The following is a 22,098-nucleotide window of genomic DNA, read 5'->3' as shown; positions in this document are numbered from 1 at the left end:
CATGACGCGGTCTCCGATGCAGAGCATGGCGGGCCTTTCGGTGAAGGGCGACGCGACCCTGGCCGTGCGCCGCACGCTGCCGGAAGAGGTCGCCGTGGCGATGGTGTTCGGCGGCTCCACGCTTGCCGTGATGATGGCGAGCCCCGGCGATATCGAGGATTTTGCCGTGGGGTTCGCCCTGTCCGAGGGGATCGTTGCCGATCGCGCCGAGATCGAGGATCTGGAGATTGCCGCGCATCCCGTGGGGCTCGAGGCGCGGATGTGGATCAACGCCGACCGCGACGCGGCGCTGGCGGCCCGGCGCCGGTTCATGGCCGGCCCGGTGGGCTGCGGGCTGTGCGGCATCGACAGCCTGGAACAGGCCGGCCGCGCGCTGCCGGTGGTGACCGATCGCGGAGTCCGGCTGTCGCGCGCCGATGTGCTGGGTGCGACCGATGCGCTGCGCGCCCATCAGCCGCTGCATGACCAGACCCGCGCCACCCATGCGGCGGGGTTCCTGCGCCCCGGCGCGGGCATCGTGCTGGCGCGCGAGGATGTCGGCCGCCACAATGCGCTGGACAAGCTGATCGGGGCCATGGCGCGCCAGGGGATCGACCCCGCGGCCGGTGCCTTCGTGATGACCAGCCGCCTGTCGGTGGAACTGATCCAGAAATGCGCGATGGCCGGCTGCCCGGCGATCCTCGCCGTTTCTGCGCCGACGGCCCAGGCTGTGCGGCTGGCCGATGCGGCGGGCATTACCCTTGCCGCCTTTGTCCGGGGCGGCGGGTTCGATCTGTATTCCCACCCCCACCGCGTGACGGACGAGGTGTCCGATGTCGCCTGAGAAACTGGTCTACATGGCCAACCAGATCGCCACCTTCTTCCGGAGCCAGCCGGGCAGCGACCAGGTCGACCGCATCGCGGCCCATCTGCGCGATTTCTGGGAGCCGCGGATGATTGCCGAGCTTCGGGCGCATGTCGAGGGCGGCGCGGCCGGGCTTGACGACAAGGCCATGGCTGCCCTGCGTCAGATTCGGCCCACCCACGCTGCCTGAAATCAAAACGCAGGCCGGTCGAGGCGCCGGCGTGACCGGTCTGCGCATTGTCCGCTGCATGCCGCGGTCGTCGTTCGGTCCTGTCGCGCTGGACAAGCCCGAAGAAAACCGACGGGCGCCCTGTTCATGCTGCGACACATGCGATGACCATCTGACGGGCGGCCCCGATCCGACCGGCAACCGCACTTGCGCGCCGGTGTGGCGGCGGGTGGCACCGCCTCAGGCGCGCAGCGTGAAACCCCTGGCGAGGTGATTGCGCACCAGCCAGATCATGGCCAGGCCAGGCACCAGCGACAGGCAGGTCATCGCCATGACCATGCCGAGGTCGGTCTGGAAACCGAACATCGCATTGATGGCCATCGTGATCGGCTTGCCGGCGGTCACCGTCAGGATGCGGGCAAAGACAACCTCGACCCAGGCAAAGATGAAGCAGAAGAAGGCGGCCACGCCGATGCCGGGGGCAATGGCGGGAACAAGGTGGCGAAAGAAGAACGACGGGCCGGAATGGCCATCGAGGAATGCCGTCTCGTCCAGCGCGCGCGGCACCGCGCGGATGAAGCTTTCCAGGATCCAGATCGCGACCGGAAGGTTGAACAGCGCATGCACCAGCGCGATGCCGACCGGCGAATTGACCAGACCCAGGCGCGAGAACAGGATGAAGATCGGCAGCGACAGCACCACCGGGGGCGTCACCCGGAACACGAGCAGCGCCAGCATGACATGCCTGTCCCCGACGAAGCCGAACCGCGCCAGGGCATAGGCGGCGGGCAGCCCCAGTGCGATGCAGAGCACCACATTCAGGATCACATAGGTCGCCGAACTGATCATGGCCGCCCGCAACTCCGGCGTCGCCAGCACGGCGGCATAGTTCATCAGCCCCATCGTCCCTTCCGCCAGCCCGTCGCGCGGCAGGGTCACCGTCAGGCTGAGCAGCACGGCCTGCGCCAGCGGCAGCAGAATGAAAACCGCAAGGGCCAGCAGGGCAAGGGCGCGGATCATGCGGTGTCATTCCCCTTTCGGGTCGCCACGATGAAGGCCCAGACCACCGCCAGCACGATCAGGAAATACAGCGTCGCCCGTGCCGCCGCCTGGCCATAGGAAAATCCCTTGATCTCCTCGCCCAGTTCGATCGACAGGAACCGTGTCGCGTCTTGCGGGCCGCCCGCGTTGATCGCGAAGGCTTCGGTGTAGATCATGAAACTGTCCACGAAGCGCAGCAGCAGCACGATGGCCAGCGCACCGCCCAGCCTGGGCAGCTCGATGTGCCGGAACACCGCCCAGCGGGACGCGCCGTCGATGGCGGCGGCCTGCCGGAACGCCTGCGGAATGGCCGACAGACCGGCATAGGACAGCACCACGACAAGGCCCAGCCAGTGCCAGGTGTCCATCAGCAGGATCAGGGCCCAGGTGTGCCAGGCGGTGAACCTGTGATCGAACCCGACGGCATCCAGCCCGGGTCCGAGCAGGCCGGACTGGCGGTCGATCATGCCCAGCCACAGCATCGGGATCATGTTCCACGGCACGACCAGCGGCAGCGCGCACAGCATCAGCCCCCAGACCGCGCGGCGCCGGTATCCCAGCAGCAGCATCGCCACCGCGATGCCCAGTGGCACCTGCACCGCCAGCGCCAGCGCCGAGAACAGCAGGCTGCGGCCAAGCGATGCCAGAAACCGGTCAGACCCGAGGATGTCGGCGAACCATTCCAGCCCAACCCAGTGGACATCGTTCAGCGTGAAGATGTCATGGAAACCGTAGTTGACCACCGCCAGCAGCGGCAGCAGGCCGATCACGACCAGCAACGCCATGGCCGGAAGAACCAGCAGCCATGCCCTGTTGTCATGCGGCGTCATGGGCGTGCAGCCTGGCGGTCAGGCCGCGGCATCCAGCGCCTCCCTCAGATCGGCCTCGGACAGCGCCACCGGGTTTCCCTTCATCGACGATGAACCCATCGCGTCGGCTGCGGTCCGGGCATGCAGCGCCGCGGGCAGGCCCAGCGCGCCGAGGCCGGGCAGACCGGCCTCGCGCACCCAGGCGGCCAGGGTTTCCGGGGCCTCCGCTGTCCGCCCGCCCAGCGTGGCGGCGATCTGGCCAAAGACATGGTCCAGCCGCGCGGCCGTGTCGCCGGTTGCCCTGTCGCGGTTCAGCCGCAGGATCGGAGCCAGCAGTGCGCCGCAGATGGCGCCATGCGCGGCCGGGATCAGCCCGCCGATCACGCCGGCAAGCCCATGGACGGCCCCCAGGCCGCTGTTCGCCAGCGCCAGCCCGCCGCACAGGCTGACCCAGGCCATGGCGTCGCGGGCCTCGGCCTCTTCGGCCTGCATCAGCCGCGCCAGCGCGGCCAGTCCGCGCGGAATCGCGGGCCCGGCGATGGCATCGGAAAAGGGCGTGGCCTTCGACGACACGAAGGGCTCGATCACCTGCGTGATCGCATCCAGCCCGCAGGCCAGTGTCGTGGCGCGCGGCGTTCCGTCGGTCAGGGCCGGGTCGACGATGGCCAGCCGCGCCAGCATGCGGTCATCCCGCAGGCTGACCTTGCGGCCCTCTGCTGCGATGACCGCATTCTTCGTCGCCTCGGCCCCGGTCCCCGCTGTTGTGGGGATCGCGATGAACGGCAGGGGGTCGGCGGTCAGCGGCAGGCCTTTGCCAATGACCTCCAGATGGTCCATCGGCGCGCCCGGCGCGGGGATCAGCGCGGCCAGCGCCTTTGCAAGGTCAAGCGCCGCGCCGCCGCCAAGGCCGACCACGACCTGTGGCTCAAAACCGCGCGCCTGGGCCAGGGCCTGCTCCAGCATGGCAAGCGTCGGCTCTCCGGTGCAGGGCTGGCCCAGGGTCTCGGCGCCCAGCCCTGCCAGTTCGGCCACGAGCCAGGGCGCATGCCGCCCCGAGGACCCATTCACGACAAGGACCCTTGTGCCATGGGCGCGGATCAGGGCCGGGGCCCGGGTGGCCTCGCCGCGGCCGAACAGGACGCGCGCGGGGGCAGCGATGGCGAAGGGGGTCATACCGCCATTGTCGCCGCCACGGCTCGACCCCAGCGGGCGTATTTGGCATCACGTGTGGCGGCGTCCATCGCTGGGGTGAAGCGGCGCTCCAGCGCCCAGGTTGTCTGGAACTCCGCCGGCGCGGGGCACAGCCCGGCCTTCAGCCCGGCCAGATAGGCGGCGCCCAGCGCTGTGGTCTCGGTGACAACGGGACGATCCACCGGCGCACCGAGGATGTCGGACAGGAACTGCATGGCCCAGTCCGATGCGGTCATGCCGCCGTCGACGCGCAGGATGCCGTCGGCTGCGGCACCCCAGTCGGCGCGCATCGCCTCGAGCAGGTCGCGGGTCTGGTAGCCCACGCTTTCCAGCGCCGCGCGGGCCAGTTCGGCGGGGCCGGAGTTGCGGGTAAGACCGTAGATCGCGCCCCGGCATTCGGGGCGCCAGTAGGGCGCGCCGAGACCGGTGAAGGCGGGCACCAGCACCACGTCCTGCGCCGGGTCGGCGGCATCGGCGAGGGGCTGCGTCTCTTTCGCCTCGCGGATGATCCGCAGCCCGTCGCGCAGCCATTGCACCACGGCCCCCGCGATGAAGATCGACCCTTCCAGCGCGTAGGTGGTCTGGCCGTCCAGCCGGTAGGCGATGGTGGTCAGCAGGCGGTTCCGCGACGGCACCATGTCGGCACCGGTATTCAGCAGGGCAAAGCAGCCGGTGCCGTAGGTCGATTTCATCATGCCGGGGGCAAAGCAGGCCTGCCCCACGGTCGCCGCCTGCTGGTCGCCCGCGACGCCGAGGATGGGTATCGGCCGTCCGAAGAGATCGGCGCGGGTCTGGCCGAAGTCGGCCGCGCAGTCCTTCACCTCGGGCAGGAGTGCCATGGGAATGTCGAGCAGCGCGCAGATCTCGGCATCCCATTCCCCGGTGACGATGTTGTAGATCAGCGTCCGCGAGGCGTTGGTGGCGTCGGTGGCGTGGACGGTGCCGCCGGTCAGTTTCCAGATCAGGAAGCTGTCCACCGTTCCGAAGGCCAGTTCGCCCTTTCGGGCGCGGTCGCGGGCGCCGGGAACGGTGTCGAGCAGCCACTTGATCTTGGTCGCCGAGAAATAGGGGTCGAGCAGGAGGCCGGTGCGGGCGGTGATCATGGCCTCGTGTCCGGCAGCCTTCAGCGCGGCGCAGGTGTCGGCGGTGCGGCGGTCCTGCCAGACAATGGCGGGGTGGATCGGCTCTCCGGTGGCGCGGTCCCAGATCAGGGTGGTCTCGCGCTGGTTGGTGATGCCGATGGCGGCGATATCGGCGGGGGTGAGGCCGGCGCGCTCGATGGCGGCGCGGGCGGTGCCGGCGACGGTGGCCCAGAGGTCGGCGGGGGCATGCTCGACCCAGCCCGGGGCCGGGTAGTGCTGGGCGAATTCTTCCTGCGCGGTGGCGACGACGCGGAGGGCGGTGTCGAAGACGATGGCGCGGCTGGAGGTGGTGCCCTGGTCGATGGCGAGGATGTGGTCGGTCATGGGAACCTCGGGTCTGATGGCAGGCGTCCCACGGTGGGACATTTTATTTCGTCATTCATATCAATGACATGACCAATCCATTTTAACCAGTTCTTAAGATCTCGCCGCCGCGCCGCGGACGGCGCAGGGGCTGCAGGTGCCGATCCGCCGGACGCCGGGCACATCAGACATCGTTCCCCCGCAAAGGCAGGTGGGCGGGGATGAGACACCCCCGCCCGCCCGTCTCAGTTCTGCCAGGACTTGATCAGCTCGGCATAGCTGATGGTTTCGCCCGCGGGCTTTTCGTTGTCGAGCTTGGCGACCGGGGCACCGGGCGCGTCAAGCCAGACCTGCGGGTCCTGCGGCTCGTTCATCTTCGGGCCGATGTCACCCTGAACGCCGGCACGCTCCAGCCGTTCCAGGACCCTTTCCTGTTCGGTGCAGAGCGCGTCCAGCGCTTCCTGCGGGGTCTTGGCGCCCGACATGGCGTCGCCGATGTTCTGCCACCACAGCTGCGCCAGCTTGGGATAGTCCGGCACGTTGGTGCCGGTGGGCGACCACTGCACGCGCGCGGGCGAGCGGTAGAATTCCACCAGACCGCCCAGTTTCGGCGCGCGTTCGGTGAAGCTTTCGTGCTGGATGGTCGATTCGCGGATGAAGGTCAGGCCGACATGGCTTTTCTTCACGTCCACGGTCTTGGAGGTGACGAACTGGGCGTAGAGCCAGGCCGCCTGCGCCCGATCCACCGGGGTGGACTTCATCAGCGTCCAGGACCCTGCGTCCTGGTAGCCGACCTTCATCCCCTCCTGCCAGTAGGTGCCGTGCGGGCTGGGCGCCATGCGCCACTTGGGCGTGCCGTCGGCGTTCATCACCGGCAGACCTTCCTTGACCATGTCGGCGGTGAAGGCGGTGTACCAGAACATCTGCTGGGCGATGTTGCCCTGTGCCGGAACCGGCCCCGCCTCGCCGAAGGTCATGCCCTGCGCTTCCGGCGGGGTGAACCGTTGCAGCCAGTCGATCGCCTTGGTCACGGCATAGACCGCCGCCGCGTCGTTCGTCGCACCGCCGCGCGCCACGCAGGACCCGACCGGACGGCTGTTCTCGTCCACCCGGATGCCCCATTCGTCAACCGGCAGGCCGTTCGGTTCGCCCACGTCGCCCATGCCGGCCATCGACATCCAGGCATCGGTGTAGCGCCAGCCGAGCGAAGGGTCCTTCTTGCCGTAGTCCATGTTTCCGAAGACGCCCGAGGACGGGCCGCCCGCATAGGACATGTCGCGGCCGGTGAAGAACTCGGCGATGTCCTCGTAGGCCGACCAGTTCAGCGGCACGCCGAGGTCATAGCCATACTTGGCCTTGAAATCCTCCTGGCTCTTCGGGTGGTCGAACCAGTCGGCGCGGAACCAGTAGAGGTTGGCGAACTGCTGGTCGGGCAGCTGGTAGACCTTGCCGTCGGGCGCGGTCACGAATTTCAGCCCGATGAAGTCGTTCAGGTCGAGATTGGGGTTGGTGACGGCCTTGCCCTCGCCGTCGACCCAGTCGGTCAGGATGCGGGCCTGCTGGTAGCGCCAGTGGGTGCCGATCAGGTCGGAGTCGTTGATGTAGGCGTCATAGATGTTTTCGCCCGACTGCATCTGCGTCTGGAGCTTTTCGACCACGTCGCCTTCGCCGATCAGGTCATGGGTGACCTTGATGCCGGTGATGGCGGTGAATGCCGGGGCCAGCACCTTGGCCTCGTATTCGTGGGTGGTGATGGTTTCCGAGACCACCTTGATGTCCATGCCCGCAAAGGGCTTGGCGGCGTCGATGAACCACTGCATCTCGGCCTCCTGGTCGGCGCGCGACAGGGTGGAGAGCGCACCGATTTCGGCATCGAGGAAGGCTTTCGCGGCGTCCATGTCGGCCCAGGCCGGGGCCGAACCCATGACCATCAGCGCAAGCGCCATGGCCGTTGTCGTGTGTCGCAGTCTCATGTCATATCCTCCCAGATTGTGAGACGTCGGTTTTTGCAGTCCAGCCGGGGGGGCGGGTCGCATCCGCCCCCCCGGCGCCTTGGTGCCGATCAGACCCAGCGGAACACGGCGGCCGCATAGATCAGGCAGCAGATCAGCGCCCCCCAGAGGGGGACACCGAAAAGCGAGAGCCAGCCGAGGCACAGGAAGGCCGACCCGAGCAGGGAAATGAACAGCCGGTCGCCGCGCGTCGTCTCGATGCGCAGGATGCCGCGGCGGGGGGTTTCGGGGTAGCGGATCGCCAGCAGCGTGAACAGGATCAGCAGGCAGGCGATGACAAAGAAGAACAGCGCGACCGGAAGCGTCCAGGCCATCCAGCCGCCGGGAACCATGGGTGCGAACCAGTTGATGCCGGAGTCGGTGCGCGGGGTAGCTGCGATCAGCCCGGCCAGCACGGCGGCCATGATGCCCCCGGCGGCCAGATAGATCAGCGTCCAGCGGGATGCGGCCATGGTCACACCCTCCCCAGGGCGAAGCCCTTGGCGATGTAGTTGCGGACGAAATAGATCACCAGCGCGCCGGGAATGATGGTCAGCACGCCCGCAGCGGCGAGCACCCCCCAGTCCATGCCGGAGGCCGAGACCGTGCGCGTCATGGTGGCGGCGATGGGTTTCGCGTTCACCGAGGTCAGCGTGCGGCTCAGCAGCAGTTCGACCCAGCTGAACATGAAGCAGAAGAAGGCCGCGACGCCGATGCCGCTGGCGATCAGGGGCATGAAGATCTTCACGAAGAACTTCGGGAAGGAATAGCCGTCGATATAGGCGGTCTCGTCGATTTCCTTTGGCACGCCGCGCATGAAGCCTTCGAGGATCCAGACCGCCAGCGGCACGTTGAACAGGCAATGCGCCAGGGCCACGGCGATGTGGGTGTCGAACAGGCCGACCGAGGAATACAGCTGGAAGAACGGCAGCGCGAAAACCGCCGGCGGCGCCATCCGGTTGGTCAGCAGCCAGAAGAACAGGTGCTTGTCGCCCATGAAGCTGTAGCGGCTGAAGGCGTAGGCGGCGGGCAGCGCCACGGTGATCGAGATCACCGTGTTCATCACGACGTAGATGATCGAGTTGACATAGCCCATGTACCAGGACGGGTCGGTCAGGATGACCATGTAGTTGCGGAACGTCAGGTCATGCGGGAACAGCGTGAAGGTCGAGGTGATCTCGGTATTGGTCTTCAGGCTCATGTTCACGAGCCAGTAGATCGGGATCAGCAGGAACAGCAGGTAGAGCGTCATCACGATGGGAGAGCCGCGCAGGCGCATCTTACTTGCCCTCCTCTTTGTCGAGGTTGGTCATCACGGTGTAGAACACCCAGGACACCAGCAGGATCACGAGGAAATACATGATCGAGAAGGCCGCGGCGGGGCCGAGGTCGAACTGGCCGATCGCCATCTTCACCAGGTCGATCGACAGGAAGGTGGTCGAGTTGCCCGGGCCGCCGCCGGTGACGACGAAGGGTTCGGTATAGATCATGAAGCTGTCCATGAACCGCAGCAGCACCGCGATCAGCAGCACGCCCGCCATCTTGGGCAGTTCGATGTAGCGGAACACCGCCCAGCGGCTTGCCTGATCCACCCGGGCCGCCTGGTAATAGGCATTGGGAATGGATTGCAGGCCCGCATAGCACAGCAGCGCCACGAGCGATGTCCAGTGCCAGACATCCATCACGATCACGGTGATCCAGGCGTCCCACGGGTCGTTGGTGTAGTTGTAGTCGACGCCCAGTTCCGCGAGGTAGCGGCCCAGGAGCCCGATGTCGACGCGGCCGAAGATCTGCCAGATGGTGCCGACCACGTTGAACGGGATCAGCAGCGGCAGCGCCATCAGCACCAGGCAGACCGAGGCCCAGAAGCCCTTTTTCGGCATGTTCAGGGCGATGTAGATGCCCAGCGGCACCTCGATGGCCAGGATGATGGCGGAAAACAGGATCTGGCGGCCAAGTGCGGCGTGCAGCCGTTGCGAGGCCAGCATCTCCTCGAACCATTCGAGGCCGACCCAGAAGAACTGGTTGTTCCCGAACGTGTCGTTCAGGGCGTAGTTGACCACGGTCATCAGCGGCAGGACCGCCGAGAAGGCCACGATCACCAGCACCGGCAGCACCAGGAACCACGCCCTGTTGTTCTGCGTCTTGTCCATCAGGCCGCCCCCCCCTGACCGGCCGGGGCGACGCGCCAGTCATCTGCATAGACGTTGATGCGGTCCGGGGCGAACCGGACATGCGTCATCGCGGCGCCCACCGGCATGCCCTCGGGCACGATGACGTTGACGGGGTGGCCCGCCACCTCGCCCCGCACGATCCTGTGCCGGCCCACGTCCTCGACCCGCCGGATTGCGATGGGTAGGCCGTCGCCCTCGGTCAGCACGGCATACTCCGGGCGAATCCCGATCTGGGTGCGGCCCGCCACAGCGCCATAGGTTGCGCCCAGCGGAACGGTGCCGCCGTTCAGATGCGCCGCGCTGCCGCTGATCCCGGCGGGCAGCAGGTTCATGCCCGGAGAACCGATGAAATAGCCGACGAAGGTATGGGCGGGCGTCTCGAACAGCTCTTCCGGGGTGCCCATCTGCACCACGCGCCCGTCATACATCACCACCACCTTGTCGGCGAAGGTCAGCGCCTCGGTCTGGTCATGGGTGACGTAGATCATCGTGTGGCCGAATTCGCGGTGCAGCTGTTTCAGCTGCGTGCGCAGTTCCCACTTCATGTGCGGGTCGATCACGGTCAGCGGCTCGTCGAACAGGATGGCGTTGACGTCCTCGCGCACCATGCCGCGGCCCAGGCTGATCTTCTGCTTGGCATCGGCGGTCAGGCCGCGCGCCTTGCGGTCGAGCATCGCCTCCATGCCGATCATGGCGGCGATCTGGGCGACGCGGGCCTTGATGTAGGCGGCATCCATGCCCCGGTTGCGCAGCGGAAAGGCCAGGTTGTCGCGCACCGTCATCGTGTCGTAGACGACCGGGAACTGGAACACCTGCGCGATGTTGCGCGCGGCCGTCTCGGCATCGGTCACGTCGCGGTCGCCGAACAGCACCCGGCCCTGCGACGGTTTCAGCAGCCCCGAGATGATGTTGAGAAGCGTGGTCTTGCCGCAGCCCGACGACCCCAGGAGCGCATAGGCCCCGCCGTCCTGCCAGACGTGGTCCATTTGCTTCAGCGCAAAGTCCTGCTCGCCGCGCGGGGCGGCGTGGTAGCTGTGGGCGAGGTTCCGGAGGGTGATCTGTGCCATGGGTCAGGCCGCCGCCGCATAGGCCGCAGCGGCGGCAAGCCGCCCGTCGGCATCGAAGATGTAGACATGCGCCGGGTCGAGCCACAGGCTTACCCCGGTGCCGGGTGCAAGGTCGTGCACGCCATGGATCAGGCCGACCCAGCGGTCGGCGCCATGGGTCAGGTGCAGGAAGGTTTCCGAACCGGTGATCTCGGACACGCCCAGGGTGCAGCGGAATTCGAGCGCGCGGCCCGAATGGCTGTCAAGATGCAGGTGGTTCGCCCGGAACCCGGCGGTGTAGCGCCCGTCGGGCAGCGTGGCGAACTGCGTGCCGGCCGATGGGGTGGCCGTGCCGCCGAGCGTGATGCGGTTCCCTTCCTTGAGGCAGGAGACGAAGTTCATCGGCGGATCGCTGAACACGCGCGCGGTGATGGCATCGGCGGGCTGGCGATAGACGGTCGGGGTGGGGCCGAACTGGGTGACGCGCCCTTCCCACATCGCGGCGGTGTTGCCGCCGAGGAGCAGCGCCTCTTCGGGTTCGGTGGTGGCATAGACGAAGATTGCCCCCGATTCCTCGAAGATGCGCGGGATTTCGGCGCGCAGCTCCTCGCGCAGCTTGTAGTCGAGGTTGGCCAGCGGCTCGTCCAGCAGCACCAGCCCGGCGCCCTTCACCAGCGCGCGGGCCAGCGCGCAGCGCTGCTGCTGCCCGCCGGACAGTTCCAGCGGCTTGCGGTCGAGCATCGGGGTCAGCTTCAGCATTTCGGCCGTGGCACGCACGGCGCGGTCGACCTCGGCCCGGGCCTTGCCCATCAGCCGCAGGGGCGAGGCGATGTTCTCGTAGACCGAAAGGCCGGGGTAGTTGATGAACTGCTGGTAGACCATCGCCACCTTGCGATCCTGCACGCGCTGGCCGGTGACATCGGTGCCGTGCCACAGCAGGCGGCCCGAAGTGGGCGCATCAAGCCCGGCCATCAGCCGCATCAGCGAGGTCTTGCCCGCCAGCGTGGGGCCGAGAAGCACGTTCATCGTGCCTTTTTCCAGCGTCAGCGTCGTGGGGTGGATGTGCACCTGCCCCTTCACCACGCGGCTGACGGCTTGCAGTTCCAGCGCCATGCTTCCCCCTTCATTCCGCCGCGGGGCTGACCGCCCCGTGGCCGATCGCGCCGGCCATCCATTGATCGAGTTCGGTGATCTGCCGTTCGGTCATCCGCAGACCGAGCTTGGTGCGGCGCCAGGCGATGTCTTCGGCGCGCCGCGCCCATTCGTGCTGCATGAGCCAGCGCACCTCGGCCTCGGTCAGCGTGGCGCCGAAGTCGCGGCCGAGGTCGGCGGCGGTGCGGGCCTCGCCCAGCAGGGTGGCGGCCTCGGTGCCGTAGGCGCGCACGAGGCGGGCGGCCCAGTAGTCGGACAGGAAGGGATAGCGCGCCATCAGCGCGGCGCGCAGCGCGGCGACACCGTCATGCGGGAAGTCGCCGCCGGGCAGCGCGACGCGCGCCGTCCATGCCCCCCGGGCGTCGGGGAAATGCGGGGCCAGCCGCGACATCGCGCTTTCCGCGAGGCGGCGGTAGGTGGTGATCTTGCCGCCGAAGACGTTGAGCAGCGGGGCGCCGCCCTGGGTGTCCAGCGACAGCACATAGTCGCGCGTCGCCGCCGTGGCCGATTTCGCCCCGTCGTTGTAGAGCGGGCGAACCCCCGAATAGGTCCAGACCACATCGTCCGTCGTCACCGGCCGCGCGAAGTAGCGGCTGGCGAAGGCCAGCAGGTAGTCGCGTTCCGCGTCGGTGCAGCGCGCCTCGGACGGTGCCCCCTGGTGGTCCTGGTCGGTCGTGCCGATCAGGGTGAAGTCCTGTTCATAGGGGATGGCGAAGATGATCCGCCCGTCGCTTCCCTGGAAGAAATAGCAGCGGTCGTGGTCATAGAGCCTGCGCGTGACGATATGCGACCCGCGCACCAGGCGCACGCCCTCGGTGGAATTGATCCGCGCGACATTGCGGATGATGTCCTCGACCCAGGGCCCGCCGGCGTTGACGAGGGCGCGGGCACGATGCGTGCGGCGCCCGGCTGGCCCCTCGGTGACGATTTCCCACTGATCGCCGATGCGGCTGGCCGAGACCACGCGGGTCCGGGTCAGGATCGTCGCGCCGCGCAGCGCCGCATCCCGGGCGTTGAGCGCGACCAGCCGGGAATCCTCGACCCAGCAGTCGGAATATTCATAGGCGCGCCGGAAGCGGGGTTGCAGCGGCCTGCCTGCCGGGTCCTGCGTCAGGTCCAGCGTGCGGGTGGCGGGCAGGATTTTCCGCCCGCCCAGCGTGTCATACAGGAACAGCCCCAGCCGGATCAGCCAGGCAGGGCGGCGCCCCTTCATCCAGGGCATGACCCGCGCCAGCAGGCGCCCTGTCGGCGTGTCGCCCTCGAACCGCATGTCGGGGGAATAGGGCAGCACGAATCGCATCGGCCAGCTGATGTGGGGCATGGCGACAAGCAGCGTCTCGCGTTCCTCCAGCGCCTCGCGCACCAGACGGAACTCGAAATACTCCAGATAGCGCAGCCCGCCGTGGAACAGCTTCGTCGAGGAGGACGAGGTCGCCTGCGCCAGATCGCCCTGTTCGGCGAGAACGACCGACAGCCCCCGGCCCGCAGCATCGCGCGCGATCCCGCAACCGTTGATCCCGCCACCAATGATGAACAGGTCGGCCAAGCCGGGCTTGTTCTCTGCGTTCACGCCAGTCTCCTCCCTGGTGGCACAAGAGTGATGCGAATGGATCGCGGAGGTCAACCACATTCTTTCGTTTGTGCGTGTTTCTGGGAGAAACGAACATCACGAGGCCATCTTGAGCCCAAATTCCCTGTTTTGGAAGGCTATTTCCATCAAATCGCGCGTTTTCGCGCTGCGCTGCGGCGAAAATCCTGCTGCGATTGCGGCGCATTTTCCTGCTTGAACGGACGCGGGGCCTTGACGAAACTTGACGATCACCTGCGCGGGAAAAGGAACGGGCCATGGCGCTGAGCTTTCGTCAGAGCGAGATCCTCGAGATCGTCCGTGCCGAAGGGCGGGTGATGGTCGACGACCTGGCCCAGCGGTTCGAGGTGACGTTGCAGACCATCCGCCGTGACCTGTCGGACCTGGCCGACATGGGCCATCTGGACCGGGTTCATGGCGGCGCGGTTCCGCGGACCGGCGTGACGAACCTTGGCTACGAACAGCGGCGCCGGATGAACCAGGAGGCCAAGGCGGCGATCGCGCGCGTCTGTGCCGCCGCGATTCCCGAGAACTGCTCGCTGATCATGAACCTTGGCACCACGACCGAGGCCGTCGCGCAGGAACTGCTGGCCCATCGCAACATCACCGTGGTGACGAACAACATGAACGTGGCCAACACGCTGGCCGCCAATCCGGGCTGCGAGATCATGGTGGCCGGGGGCGCCCTGCGGCGGTCGGACGGCGGGTTGGTGGGCGAGCTGACGACGCAGTTCTTCGAGCAGTTCAAGGTGGACTATGCGGTGATCGGGGCCTCGGCGCTGGATCGGGATGGCGACATCCTGGATTTCGACCTGGCGGAGGTTCGCGTGTCGAAGGCGATCATCCGCCAGGCGCGAAAGGTGTTCCTGGTCTGCGACGGGTCCAAGCTCGACCGCTCTGCCCCGGCCCGGCTGGCCTCGCTTGCAGAGATCGACACGCTGTTCACCGACCGGCCCTTGCCGCCCGATCTGGCGCGGAAATGCAGCGAGTGGGGCGTTGGCGTGGTCATCGCGCCGGGCTGACCGGCGCGGCCGCTTGCGTCGCATGGCCGCGCAATCGGCGGCAACGTTGCGGGAGCGCAACGAACGCCCGACAGACGCAGGGTAGATCCTCCGCAAACCCACAGGTTCCGGAAGGAGAAGCCGATGTTCACAAGACGCGCCGCGCTCATGGGGGCCGCACTGGTGGCGGCCGCCCCCCATGTCATCAGGACGGCAGAGGCCGAGGAGGTGATGGATACCTCGGCCGCTGCCCCGGTCGACCTGTCCGGCCTGCCACGCCGCAAGGTGAAACTGGTGGCGCCCCCCTTCGTGCATCCGCATGAGCAGGTGGCGACAACCGGCCCGCACATCGTCGAGTTCCAGATGAAGATCATCGAGAAGGAGATGCAGGTGGACGAGGACGCCTGGGTGCAGGCGATGACGTTCAACGGATCGGTTCCGGGCCCGCTGATGGTGGTGCATGAGGGGGACCATGTGGAGCTGACCCTGTTCAACCCGCCCGAGAACATGATGCAGCACAATATCGACTTTCACTCGGCCACCGGCGCATTGGGGGGCGGGTCCCTGACGCTGGTGAACCCGGGCGAGAAGACGGTGCTGCGGTTCAAGGCGACGCGACCGGGGGTCTTTGTCTATCACTGCGCGCCAGGTGGCCCGATGATTCCCTGGCATGTGGTGTCGGGCATGTCGGGCGCCATCATGGTGCTGCCGCGCGACGGGCTGAAGGACCATCTGGGCCGACCCGTCACCTATGACCGGGTCTACTATATCGGCGAGAACGATTTCTACATCCCGCGGGGCGAGGACGGCGCCTACATGCGCTTTGCCGACCCGGGCGAAAGCTATTCCGACACGCTGGCGGTGATGAACGGTCTGATCCCGTCGCATGTGGTGTTCAACGGCCGGGTGGGTGCGCTGACCGGCGACACGGCGCTGACGGCGGAACAGGGGGAAACGGTGCTGTTCGTCCACAGCCAGGCCAACCGCGACAGCCGCCCGCACCTGATCGGCGGGCATGGCGATCTGGTCTGGGAAACCGGCAAGTTCAACAACCCGCCCGAGCGCGACCTTGAAACCTGGTTCATCCGGGGCGGCTCTGCCGGGGCGGCGCTGTATACGTTCCTGCAGCCGGGGGTCTATGCCTATGTCAATCACAACCTGATCGAAGCAGTGAACCTTGGGGCCACCGCGCATGTGATCGTGGGCGGTGACTGGGACAACGAGCTGATGGAACAGGTCGTGGCCCCGGTCGAGTATGACGCAGCGCACGAGGGGCGCAGCGCGCTGCCGTGACCGTTCAGGGCCGATGACACCGGGGCTGCCCCTGACCGGGGTTGCCCCGCCTTTCTTGAGGGGGCTGCCATGACGCGCCGTGCTGTTCCGGGCATTCTTGTCGCCGCGGCGGTCCTGGTCGGCGGCGCGGTCCTGCTGCTGCCGCCAGTGGCCAGACCGCCGCTGCCGGAGACCGTGCATATCGCCGCCGGTCCGCAGCACTACCGCCCGGCGGGCGAGTTCCGGCAGGGAACCCGCATCGTCGATGCGCCGCCGCAGCGGCTGGATGCGCCCGCGCTGGAGATCATGAAATACCACGTGACCGAGGCCGACTATGCGCGCTGCGCGCAGGCCGGGGCCTGCCCGCGGGCGCCGGGCACGGCCAGCCCGCACCTGGCCCGGACCGGGGTGAACCATGCCGACGCCACCGCCTATGCCGCGTGGCTTTCACGGCAGACCGGGGTCCGGTGGCGCCTTCCGACCGATGCGGAATGGCTGCGCGCGGCCGGGAACCGTGGTTCTGACGATGCCCTGTCGGCGGAAGCGAGCGGCAACGACCCTTCGCGCCGGTGGATCGCCGCCTATCTGCGCGAGGTGGCGCTGCGCGGCGATGCCGATCCGAGGCCGCATCCGCTGGGCCATTTCGGGCTGAACGACCGGGGTGTTGCCGACATTGCGGGGAATGTCTGGGAATGGACCGAGACCTGCTTTCAGAACGGCCGGCTGACCGCCGACGGACAGACCGTCGCCTCGCGGTCCGACTATTGCGGCGTGCGGGCCGTGCAGGGCAAGCACCGCGCCTTTGTGATCACCTTCATCCGCGATGCCCGGTCGGGTGGCTGCGCCGCCGGTGTGCCGCCGGACTATCTGGGGTTCCGGCTGGTGCGGGACGAGGGCGATCATGCGTCATGGTGAGGGCGTCGGGCGCTGATCCCCGGGGCCTTCGCGGTGCGATCCTTGCGCCGGCATGGAAGGACGGGCGATCGCCGGACGCCGCAACCGCCGTCGGCGCAGCGGCACGACAGGTGCAACGTGCAAGGGCGGCCCCGTTTCCGGGGCCGCCCTTCGGGGCTTCGGATGGCGATCCTATTCGGCGACCTGCGCGAACAGCGGTTCGAACCGCGTCCTGGCCTTGCCCTTCAGCGGGACCGCCCTGAGTGCATCCAGATTGACCGGCGCACCGGCCTGGATGAGGGCGACCATGCCCATGGTGTAGTGCGGGGTGCATTTCAGCCCGTAGAGACCCTCGGCCGTGATGGTCAGCACATAATCCGCGCCCATCTTGCTCTTGAACCGTTCCACCCCCGGGGGCAGCATGCCGTCGATATCCTCGACGTTGTGGCCCTTGTCGGTGGAAATGAAGGTCACGGTGTCGCCGACCGCCACCTTCAGGAAGGCCGGTTCATAGACCATCGCGCCGTCAGCCCCCTTGTTGAGCATCAGCACGTCGAAGTTTTCGGCCTCGGCCGAGGGAACCAGCAAGAGAGCGGCGAGGCTGGCGGCGATCAGTTTCGGGAACATGTTTGTCCTTTCCGGGGGCGGCAGTGTTTCGTCATGCACCGCTTCTAGGCTAGGATCGCGCCCGGATCGTTGCGCTGCCGCAATATCGGAGGGTTTGGCTTGCACCGTCTCGACGAAAGCCTGCTGACCGGCCTTCCGCCCTTTCGCAGGCTGTCACGCCCGGAGATCCGCGAGATCCTTGATGCGGCCCAGGCGATGCGGTTCGATCCCGGCGTGGCCGTGTTCAGCGAGGGGATGCCGGTGGAGCGGTTCTTCCTGCTGCTGGATGGCCATATCCGCGTCGTCCGAACGACCCCGGGGGGCGAACAGATCATCGCGATGCATATCGCGCCGGGGCAGTTGTTCGGCATTGGCGCGGCACTCGGGCGGACCACCTATCCCGCCACGGCGATGACGGCGGATGATTGCGTGGCGCTGGCCTGGCCGAACCGGATGTGGGCCGAGTTCACGGGCCGCTATGACGGATTCGCGACCGAGACCTACAGGGTGGTGGGCGAGCGGGTGGCCGAGATGAACAACCGGATCGTCGAACTGGCCACCCAGCAGGTGGAACAGCGCATCGCCTGCGCCATCATGCGGCTGGTGAGCCAGATGGGCCGGCAGGTTGACGGCGGTATCGAGATCGGCGTGCCGATCACCCGCCAGAACATCTCGGACATGACCGGCACGACATTGCACACCGTCAGCCGGTTGCTGAGTGGGTGGGAACGCGAAGGCATCGTGGTGTCGGAGCGCCGCAAGATCACCGTGACGGCGCCGGACCGGCTGGTCACGCTCAGCGGGGCCGAGGACTAGAGGGTGTCCGGCGGCCCGGGTTGGGCAGCGTCAGCACCGGCGCCAGCCGCCCGACGAAGATGACAAAGCCGAGCGTCCAGAGACCGGCGGCGCACCACAGCCCCGGCATCCCCGGAACCGCCACGCGCGCCAGGGCCGCCAGTGCGACGCAGGCAAAGGCCAGCGTCAGCACTGGTCCGGCCTGCAGTTCGCGGCCCGTGTGGCCCAGCGAGGCGCGCATCATCACCGCAAGCGTCATCCCGCCGATGCCCCCGATTCCCAGCAGGTGCAGCCCCACAGCCGCGGACAGCTGGCCGATCTGTGCGGCGCTAAGCGCCGCAAGCCCGAGCGGAACGAAGCCGAAGGCGACATGCAGCATCAGAAGCAACGGCGACCGCACCGTCGCCCGGCCGCACCACCGCGACATGCGCCACCCCTGCGCCACGCCGCCAAGCAACAGGGCAAGCGCCGCGGCCGGTGTATCGGGCCAGACTACCCAGACCAGAAGCGCCGCCGCGGTCACGCCAAGGCTTGCCTTGTCGAAGCGCCCGAACGGAACCGGCAAGGGGCCCGGCCCGCGATGCGCCAGCCAGTTGCGGGTGAAACTGGGAATGATCCTGCCGCCGATCAGAAGGATCAGAAGCACCACCATCGCAAGGCCCAGGCTGCGCCCCACCGCCGCCTCGCCCCGTGTCATGGCCTCGAGGTGGAAGGTGAGGTTGGCCACCAGGTAGAGCAGCACCGGAACGACGACCTTGAGGTTGCTCCAGTTCCGGCCTGCCACGATCTCGGTCACCGCCGTCGCGCCGATGGCGGCCATGAAGGCGCAGTCCACCACCATGACCGGCAGCGGCCCCCACCCGAACGCCCCGGCGACAGCCACCCGCCCGGTCAGCCACAGCACGGCCAGCACCATCAGCGGCCAGCCTCGCATCGGCATCCGCCCGGTCCAGTTGGGAATGGCCGTGAACAGGAAACCTGCAATGACGGCAGAGGTATAGCCGAACAGCATCTCGTGGATATGCCAGTCGGTCGGCGAGAAGGGTCCGGCCAGCGTGACCCGGCCGGACCAGATCTCGATCCAGAGCGGCACGACCAGTGACGCGAACAGACCCGCCATCAGGAACAGCGGACGAAAGCCATAGCTGAACAGCGCGGGTCCACTGTAGGACGGGCGGGTTCGGTTGATCATTCTCGTACCTTTCGCGCGGTGGCCCGGTTCCCGCCAGACGTCGATGTGACGCTGCTTTCCACATCGGCGTTCTGGCAGCGCCGCGCCGCCCTGTCGTTGTGCTGGCACAAATCCGGCGGGGTCCCATCGCGATGGTTGACGAGCCGACGCTGCCCCGGGCACCGCGTTCCGGCCGCCTGACGCGCCAGGGTTGCGCGCCGCGTGCCGCCCCGGCCGTGTCAGGCGCGCGACGACGATATCGCGTTCTGAATCGGCGACCTTCCCCTCTGGCCGGGCTGAAGGATCCGCCGGATGCAACCGACTCCGGTTGGCGGTCAGTGGGGTGAAGCCACGGCTGCCGACCTGACCAGGCTCAGGCCGTGCCGATCGGCAAGGCGGTCGTGGCCTTCGTGCGCTCCATCGAGAACTTCGACGTCACGTTGCGGCAGGCGAGGCGCTGTGTCAGATCGAGATAGAGGGCATCGTAAGCGGCCATGTCGCCGACCACGACCTTGAGCAGATAATCGACCTCGCCCGCCATCCGGTGGACTTCCACGATCTCCGCATAATCCGCCACGACGGCGGCAAACGCCGCGCGCCATTCCGGCGTGTGGTCGGCAGCCTCGATCTCGACGAAGACGGTCAGGCCAAGGCCGATCGCGGCCGGATCGACAATTGCGACGCGGCCGGTGATGACCCCGGCCGCCTCGAGCTTTTGCACCCGTTTCCAGCACGGGGTTTGCGACAGGCCCACGCGTTCCGCCAGTTGCGAGACCGGCAGCGTCGCGTCGCGCATCAGCTCGTGCAGGATGCGCCGGTCGATCCGGTCGAGGGGGGGCGCGTCGCTCATGCCGTGATGAACTCGCGCACGAAGGGGGTCCTGGGGCGGGCGCGGATGTCTTCGGGCTTGCCCACCTGTTCGATGCGGCCCATCGACATGACCACGACCAGATCGGCGAGTTCCATGGCCTCTTCCTGGTCATGGGTGACAAAGACCGTTGTCAGGCCGGTGGTGTCGTGGATGTCGCGCAGGCCCTGGCGCAGTTCCTTTCGCACCTTGGCATCCAGCGCGCCGAAGGGTTCGTCCAGGAGCAGCATCCGCGGTTCGATCGCCAGCGCGCGGGCGAGTGCCACGCGCTGCCGCTGGCCGCCCGATAGCTGGCTGGGATAGCGCGCGCCGATGTCGGGCAGCTTGATCAGGTCGAGCAGCTTGTTCACCCGCCGCGCGATCTCGGCCGCGGGCGGGCGCGTCTTGCGGGGACGGGCGCGTAGGCCATAGGCAATGTTGTCGAACACTGTCATGTGCCGGAACAGGGCATAGAATTGGAAGACAAAGCCCGCACGGCGTTCCTGCACGGTCAGGCCAGTGGCGTCCGATCCGTCGAACAGGACCCGGCCCGCCGACGGGAATTCCAGCCCGCCGAGGATGCGCAAGAGTGTGGTCTTGCCTGACCCCGAAGGGCCGAGCAGTGCCACCAAGGTGCCCGAGGGGATGGACAGCGACACGGGGTGCAGAGCGGCGGTCGCGCCGAATTCCTTGGCGATGTCCTCGATCTCGATGTTCATGGGCCTCTTCCTCAATGGCGGTGGGATGCGGCCAGCTGGTCGGCATAGCGCCATTCCAGGGCCGTCTTGAGCGTCAGCGTGACGAAGGCGAGAAGCGCCAGGACGCCTGCCATCGTGAAGGCAGCGACCGAGAGGTATTCGTTGTAGAACATCTCGATCATCAGCGGCATCGTGGTGGTCTGGCCCCGGATCTTGCCCGAAACCACGGCCACCGCGCCGAATTCGCCCATGGCGCGGGCGTTGCAGAGCAGCACGCCATAAAGCAGCGCCCAGCGGATGTTGGGCAGCGTCACGGTCAGGAACATCCGCCAGCCGGACGCGCCCAGGGTCAGTGCCGCTTCCTCTTCGGCGCGGCCCTGTTCCAGCATGACGGGAATCAGTTCGCGCGCGACGAAGGGGAATGTGATGAAGAGCGTCGCCAGCACGATGCCCGGCACGGCAAAGACGATGGGGAACCCGCTGGCCACGAGCCATGCGCCAAGTGCCGAGTTCGCGCCGAACATCAGGACGAACAGCAGGCCCGCCACGACAGGCGAGACCGAAAACGGCAGGTCGATCAGCGTGATCACCCATGCCTTGCCGCGCCAGTCGAACTTGGTGATGGCCCAGGCGGCGGCGATGCCGAAGGCCGCGTTCAGCGGCACGACGATGGCGGCGACCGTCAGCGTCAGCCGGATCGCCGCCTGCGCGTCGGGTTCCGACAGCGAGGCCAGCGCAAGGGCCCAGCCGCGCCGCAGCGCCTCGTCGAAGACGGCGATCAGGGGCGCGAACAGGAGGATCGTCAGCACCGCAAGGCAGAGCGCGATCAGCGCCCATTTCACCACGGCAGGTTCCGTGGTGGCGGAGCGGAAGCGGCGGGTGGGACGGATCGCGGGACTGACGGTCATTGCGGCCACTCGGTATCCGCGGCCGTGGCGACCTCGGGGTCGAAAAGGGTTCCCGGAAAATGCTGGCGCAGATCGCCCGGCCCCGCGGTCAGGGTGGCGGCGGAGAGGTTCCGCAGCCATTGCTCGCAGGAATAGCTGCGGATCAGCTTCAGCACTTCGGTCAGATCGGCGACCTTGACCCGGAGGCTGTCGATTTCGGCGGCATAGACGTCAAGCGCGGCATCCAGCGCCAGTTCGCCTGGGGTTACGACCTCGTAGAAGGCCGCATGGGCGCGGCCGCGCAGAGGGTCCGAGGGCGAGGCCAGCTTTCTGTTGGCCCTGGTCTCTGCTTCGATGTTCCGTTTCTGCAGTTCGCCCACGAAGCGACGCCGCGCAGCAACCTGGCGGGCGCTCAGATGGGGACGGGTCGGTGTCACGGCCGGGGGAAGAATCATGGCAGGCTCCATATTCAACGGG

At 67.5% G+C, this 22,098-nt stretch carries 23 protein-coding genes; 6 read left to right on the top strand and 17 right to left on the bottom strand.

Annotated elements, in window-relative coordinates; all coding sequences use genetic code 11:
* Position 1: 1 nt before the first annotated feature.
* A complete protein-coding gene (fdhD, locus tag KF887_03135; protein ID QYK42139.1) occupies positions 2-823 on the top strand; it encodes a formate dehydrogenase accessory sulfurtransferase FdhD in 822 nt (273 codons plus the stop codon).
* Complete coding sequence (locus tag KF887_03130) at positions 813-1,034, top strand: formate dehydrogenase subunit delta (GenBank protein ID QYK42138.1); 222 nt, start codon at positions 813-815, stop codon at positions 1,032-1,034. Before fdhD ends, KF887_03130 begins: the two co-directional genes overlap by 11 nt.
* 219 nt (positions 1,035-1,253) lie before the next feature.
* Here the strand turns inward: KF887_03130 and KF887_03125 are convergent, their stop codons facing one another.
* The 11 genes from KF887_03125 to glpD all read right to left on the bottom strand — a co-directional run bounded on the left by KF887_03125 (position 1,254) and on the right by glpD (position 13,492).
* On the bottom strand, positions 1,254-2,033 hold the full coding sequence (locus tag KF887_03125) for a carbohydrate ABC transporter permease (protein QYK42137.1): 780 nt from the start codon (positions 2,031-2,033) through the stop codon (positions 1,254-1,256).
* Positions 2,030-2,884, bottom strand: coding sequence for a sugar ABC transporter permease (locus KF887_03120; GenBank protein QYK42136.1), 855 nt, complete (start codon positions 2,882-2,884; stop codon positions 2,030-2,032). The genes KF887_03125 and KF887_03120 overlap by 4 nt, the downstream gene beginning before the upstream one ends.
* A gap of 18 nt (positions 2,885-2,902) precedes the next feature.
* Positions 2,903-4,036, bottom strand: coding sequence for an iron-containing alcohol dehydrogenase (locus KF887_03115; protein ID QYK42135.1), 1,134 nt, complete (start codon positions 4,034-4,036; stop codon positions 2,903-2,905).
* The gene (gene glpK / locus KF887_03110) at positions 4,033-5,520 is read right to left on the bottom strand and encodes a glycerol kinase GlpK (protein QYK42134.1); all 1,488 of its coding nucleotides are present in this window, start codon (positions 5,518-5,520) and stop codon (positions 4,033-4,035) included. The genes KF887_03115 and glpK overlap by 4 nt, the downstream gene beginning before the upstream one ends.
* 224 nt (positions 5,521-5,744) lie before the next feature.
* On the bottom strand, positions 5,745-7,472 hold the full coding sequence (locus KF887_03105; protein ID QYK42133.1) for a carbohydrate ABC transporter substrate-binding protein: 1,728 nt from the start codon (positions 7,470-7,472) through the stop codon (positions 5,745-5,747).
* Positions 7,473-7,561: 89 nt separating this feature from the next.
* Positions 7,562-7,915, bottom strand: a complete 354-nt coding sequence (locus tag KF887_03100; protein ID QYK43412.1) for a DUF2160 domain-containing protein — start codon at positions 7,913-7,915, stop codon at positions 7,562-7,564.
* A 50-nt stretch (positions 7,916-7,965) separates the two neighbouring features.
* On the bottom strand, positions 7,966-8,769 hold the full coding sequence (locus KF887_03095) for a carbohydrate ABC transporter permease (protein ID QYK42132.1): 804 nt from the start codon (positions 8,767-8,769) through the stop codon (positions 7,966-7,968).
* A gap of 1 nt (position 8,770) precedes the next feature.
* Entirely contained in the window at positions 8,771-9,643 is an 873-nt protein-coding gene (locus tag KF887_03090; GenBank protein ID QYK42131.1) for a sugar ABC transporter permease, read from the bottom strand.
* Positions 9,643-10,731 carry an ABC transporter ATP-binding protein gene (locus KF887_03085; GenBank protein ID QYK42130.1) on the bottom strand — a complete coding sequence of 363 codons (1,089 nt, stop codon included), beginning with the start codon at positions 10,729-10,731 and terminating at the stop codon, positions 9,643-9,645. Before KF887_03085 ends, KF887_03090 begins: the two co-directional genes overlap by 1 nt.
* 3 nt (positions 10,732-10,734) lie before the next feature.
* Positions 10,735-11,823 (bottom strand): ABC transporter ATP-binding protein, encoded by a 1,089-nt coding sequence (locus KF887_03080; protein ID QYK42129.1) that lies wholly within the window; start codon positions 11,821-11,823, stop codon positions 10,735-10,737.
* A gap of 10 nt (positions 11,824-11,833) precedes the next feature.
* A complete protein-coding gene (gene glpD, locus KF887_03075) occupies positions 11,834-13,492 on the bottom strand; it encodes a glycerol-3-phosphate dehydrogenase (GenBank protein QYK42128.1) in 1,659 nt (552 codons plus the stop codon).
* Positions 13,493-13,707: 215 nt separating this feature from the next.
* Here glpD and KF887_03070 point away from each other — a divergent pair, with 215 nt between their 5' ends.
* The 3 genes from KF887_03070 (at position 13,708) to KF887_03060 (ending at position 16,638) form a co-directional block, all read left to right on the top strand.
* Complete coding sequence (locus tag KF887_03070) at positions 13,708-14,472, top strand: DeoR/GlpR transcriptional regulator (GenBank protein QYK42127.1); 765 nt, start codon at positions 13,708-13,710, stop codon at positions 14,470-14,472.
* Between the two features lie 123 nt (positions 14,473-14,595).
* Entirely contained in the window at positions 14,596-15,744 is a 1,149-nt protein-coding gene (gene nirK / locus KF887_03065; protein QYK42126.1) for a nitrite reductase, copper-containing, read from the top strand.
* A gap of 69 nt (positions 15,745-15,813) precedes the next feature.
* Positions 15,814-16,638, top strand: a complete 825-nt coding sequence (locus KF887_03060; GenBank protein ID QYK42125.1) for an SUMF1/EgtB/PvdO family nonheme iron enzyme — start codon at positions 15,814-15,816, stop codon at positions 16,636-16,638.
* 171 nt (positions 16,639-16,809) lie between these two features.
* Here KF887_03060 and KF887_03055 read toward each other — a convergent pair whose 3' ends face one another.
* The gene (locus tag KF887_03055; protein ID QYK42124.1) at positions 16,810-17,244 is read right to left on the bottom strand and encodes a pseudoazurin; all 435 of its coding nucleotides are present in this window, start codon (positions 17,242-17,244) and stop codon (positions 16,810-16,812) included.
* Positions 17,245-17,343: 99 nt separating this feature from the next.
* Here KF887_03055 and KF887_03050 point away from each other — a divergent pair, with 99 nt between their 5' ends.
* On the top strand, positions 17,344-18,039 hold the full coding sequence (locus KF887_03050; GenBank protein QYK42123.1) for a Crp/Fnr family transcriptional regulator: 696 nt from the start codon (positions 17,344-17,346) through the stop codon (positions 18,037-18,039).
* Here KF887_03050 and KF887_03045 read toward each other — a convergent pair.
* From KF887_03045 to KF887_03025, 5 genes are all read right to left on the bottom strand, one after another.
* Positions 18,020-19,207, bottom strand: a complete 1,188-nt coding sequence (locus tag KF887_03045; protein ID QYK43411.1) for an NnrS family protein — start codon at positions 19,205-19,207, stop codon at positions 18,020-18,022. The genes KF887_03050 and KF887_03045 overlap by 20 nt on opposite strands.
* A 355-nt stretch (positions 19,208-19,562) precedes the next feature.
* On the bottom strand, positions 19,563-20,039 hold the full coding sequence (locus tag KF887_03040; GenBank protein QYK42122.1) for an Lrp/AsnC family transcriptional regulator: 477 nt from the start codon (positions 20,037-20,039) through the stop codon (positions 19,563-19,565).
* Positions 20,036-20,755, bottom strand: a complete 720-nt coding sequence (gene cysA / locus KF887_03035) for a sulfate ABC transporter ATP-binding protein (GenBank protein ID QYK42121.1) — start codon at positions 20,753-20,755, stop codon at positions 20,036-20,038. The genes KF887_03040 and cysA overlap by 4 nt, the downstream gene beginning before the upstream one ends.
* Positions 20,756-20,766: 11 nt before the next feature.
* A complete protein-coding gene (gene cysW / locus KF887_03030) occupies positions 20,767-21,642 on the bottom strand; it encodes a sulfate ABC transporter permease subunit CysW (protein ID QYK42120.1) in 876 nt (291 codons plus the stop codon).
* Positions 21,639-22,076 (bottom strand): hypothetical protein, encoded by a 438-nt coding sequence (locus KF887_03025; protein ID QYK42119.1) that lies wholly within the window; start codon positions 22,074-22,076, stop codon positions 21,639-21,641. Before KF887_03025 ends, cysW begins: the two co-directional genes overlap by 4 nt.
* Positions 22,077-22,098 lie beyond the last annotated feature (22 nt).

Source organism: Paracoccaceae bacterium, from assembly GCA_019454225.1.
In the GTDB taxonomy this organism is placed as follows: domain Bacteria; phylum Pseudomonadota; class Alphaproteobacteria; order Rhodobacterales; family Rhodobacteraceae.
This window is presented reverse-complemented; position numbering and strand designations above follow the sequence as displayed.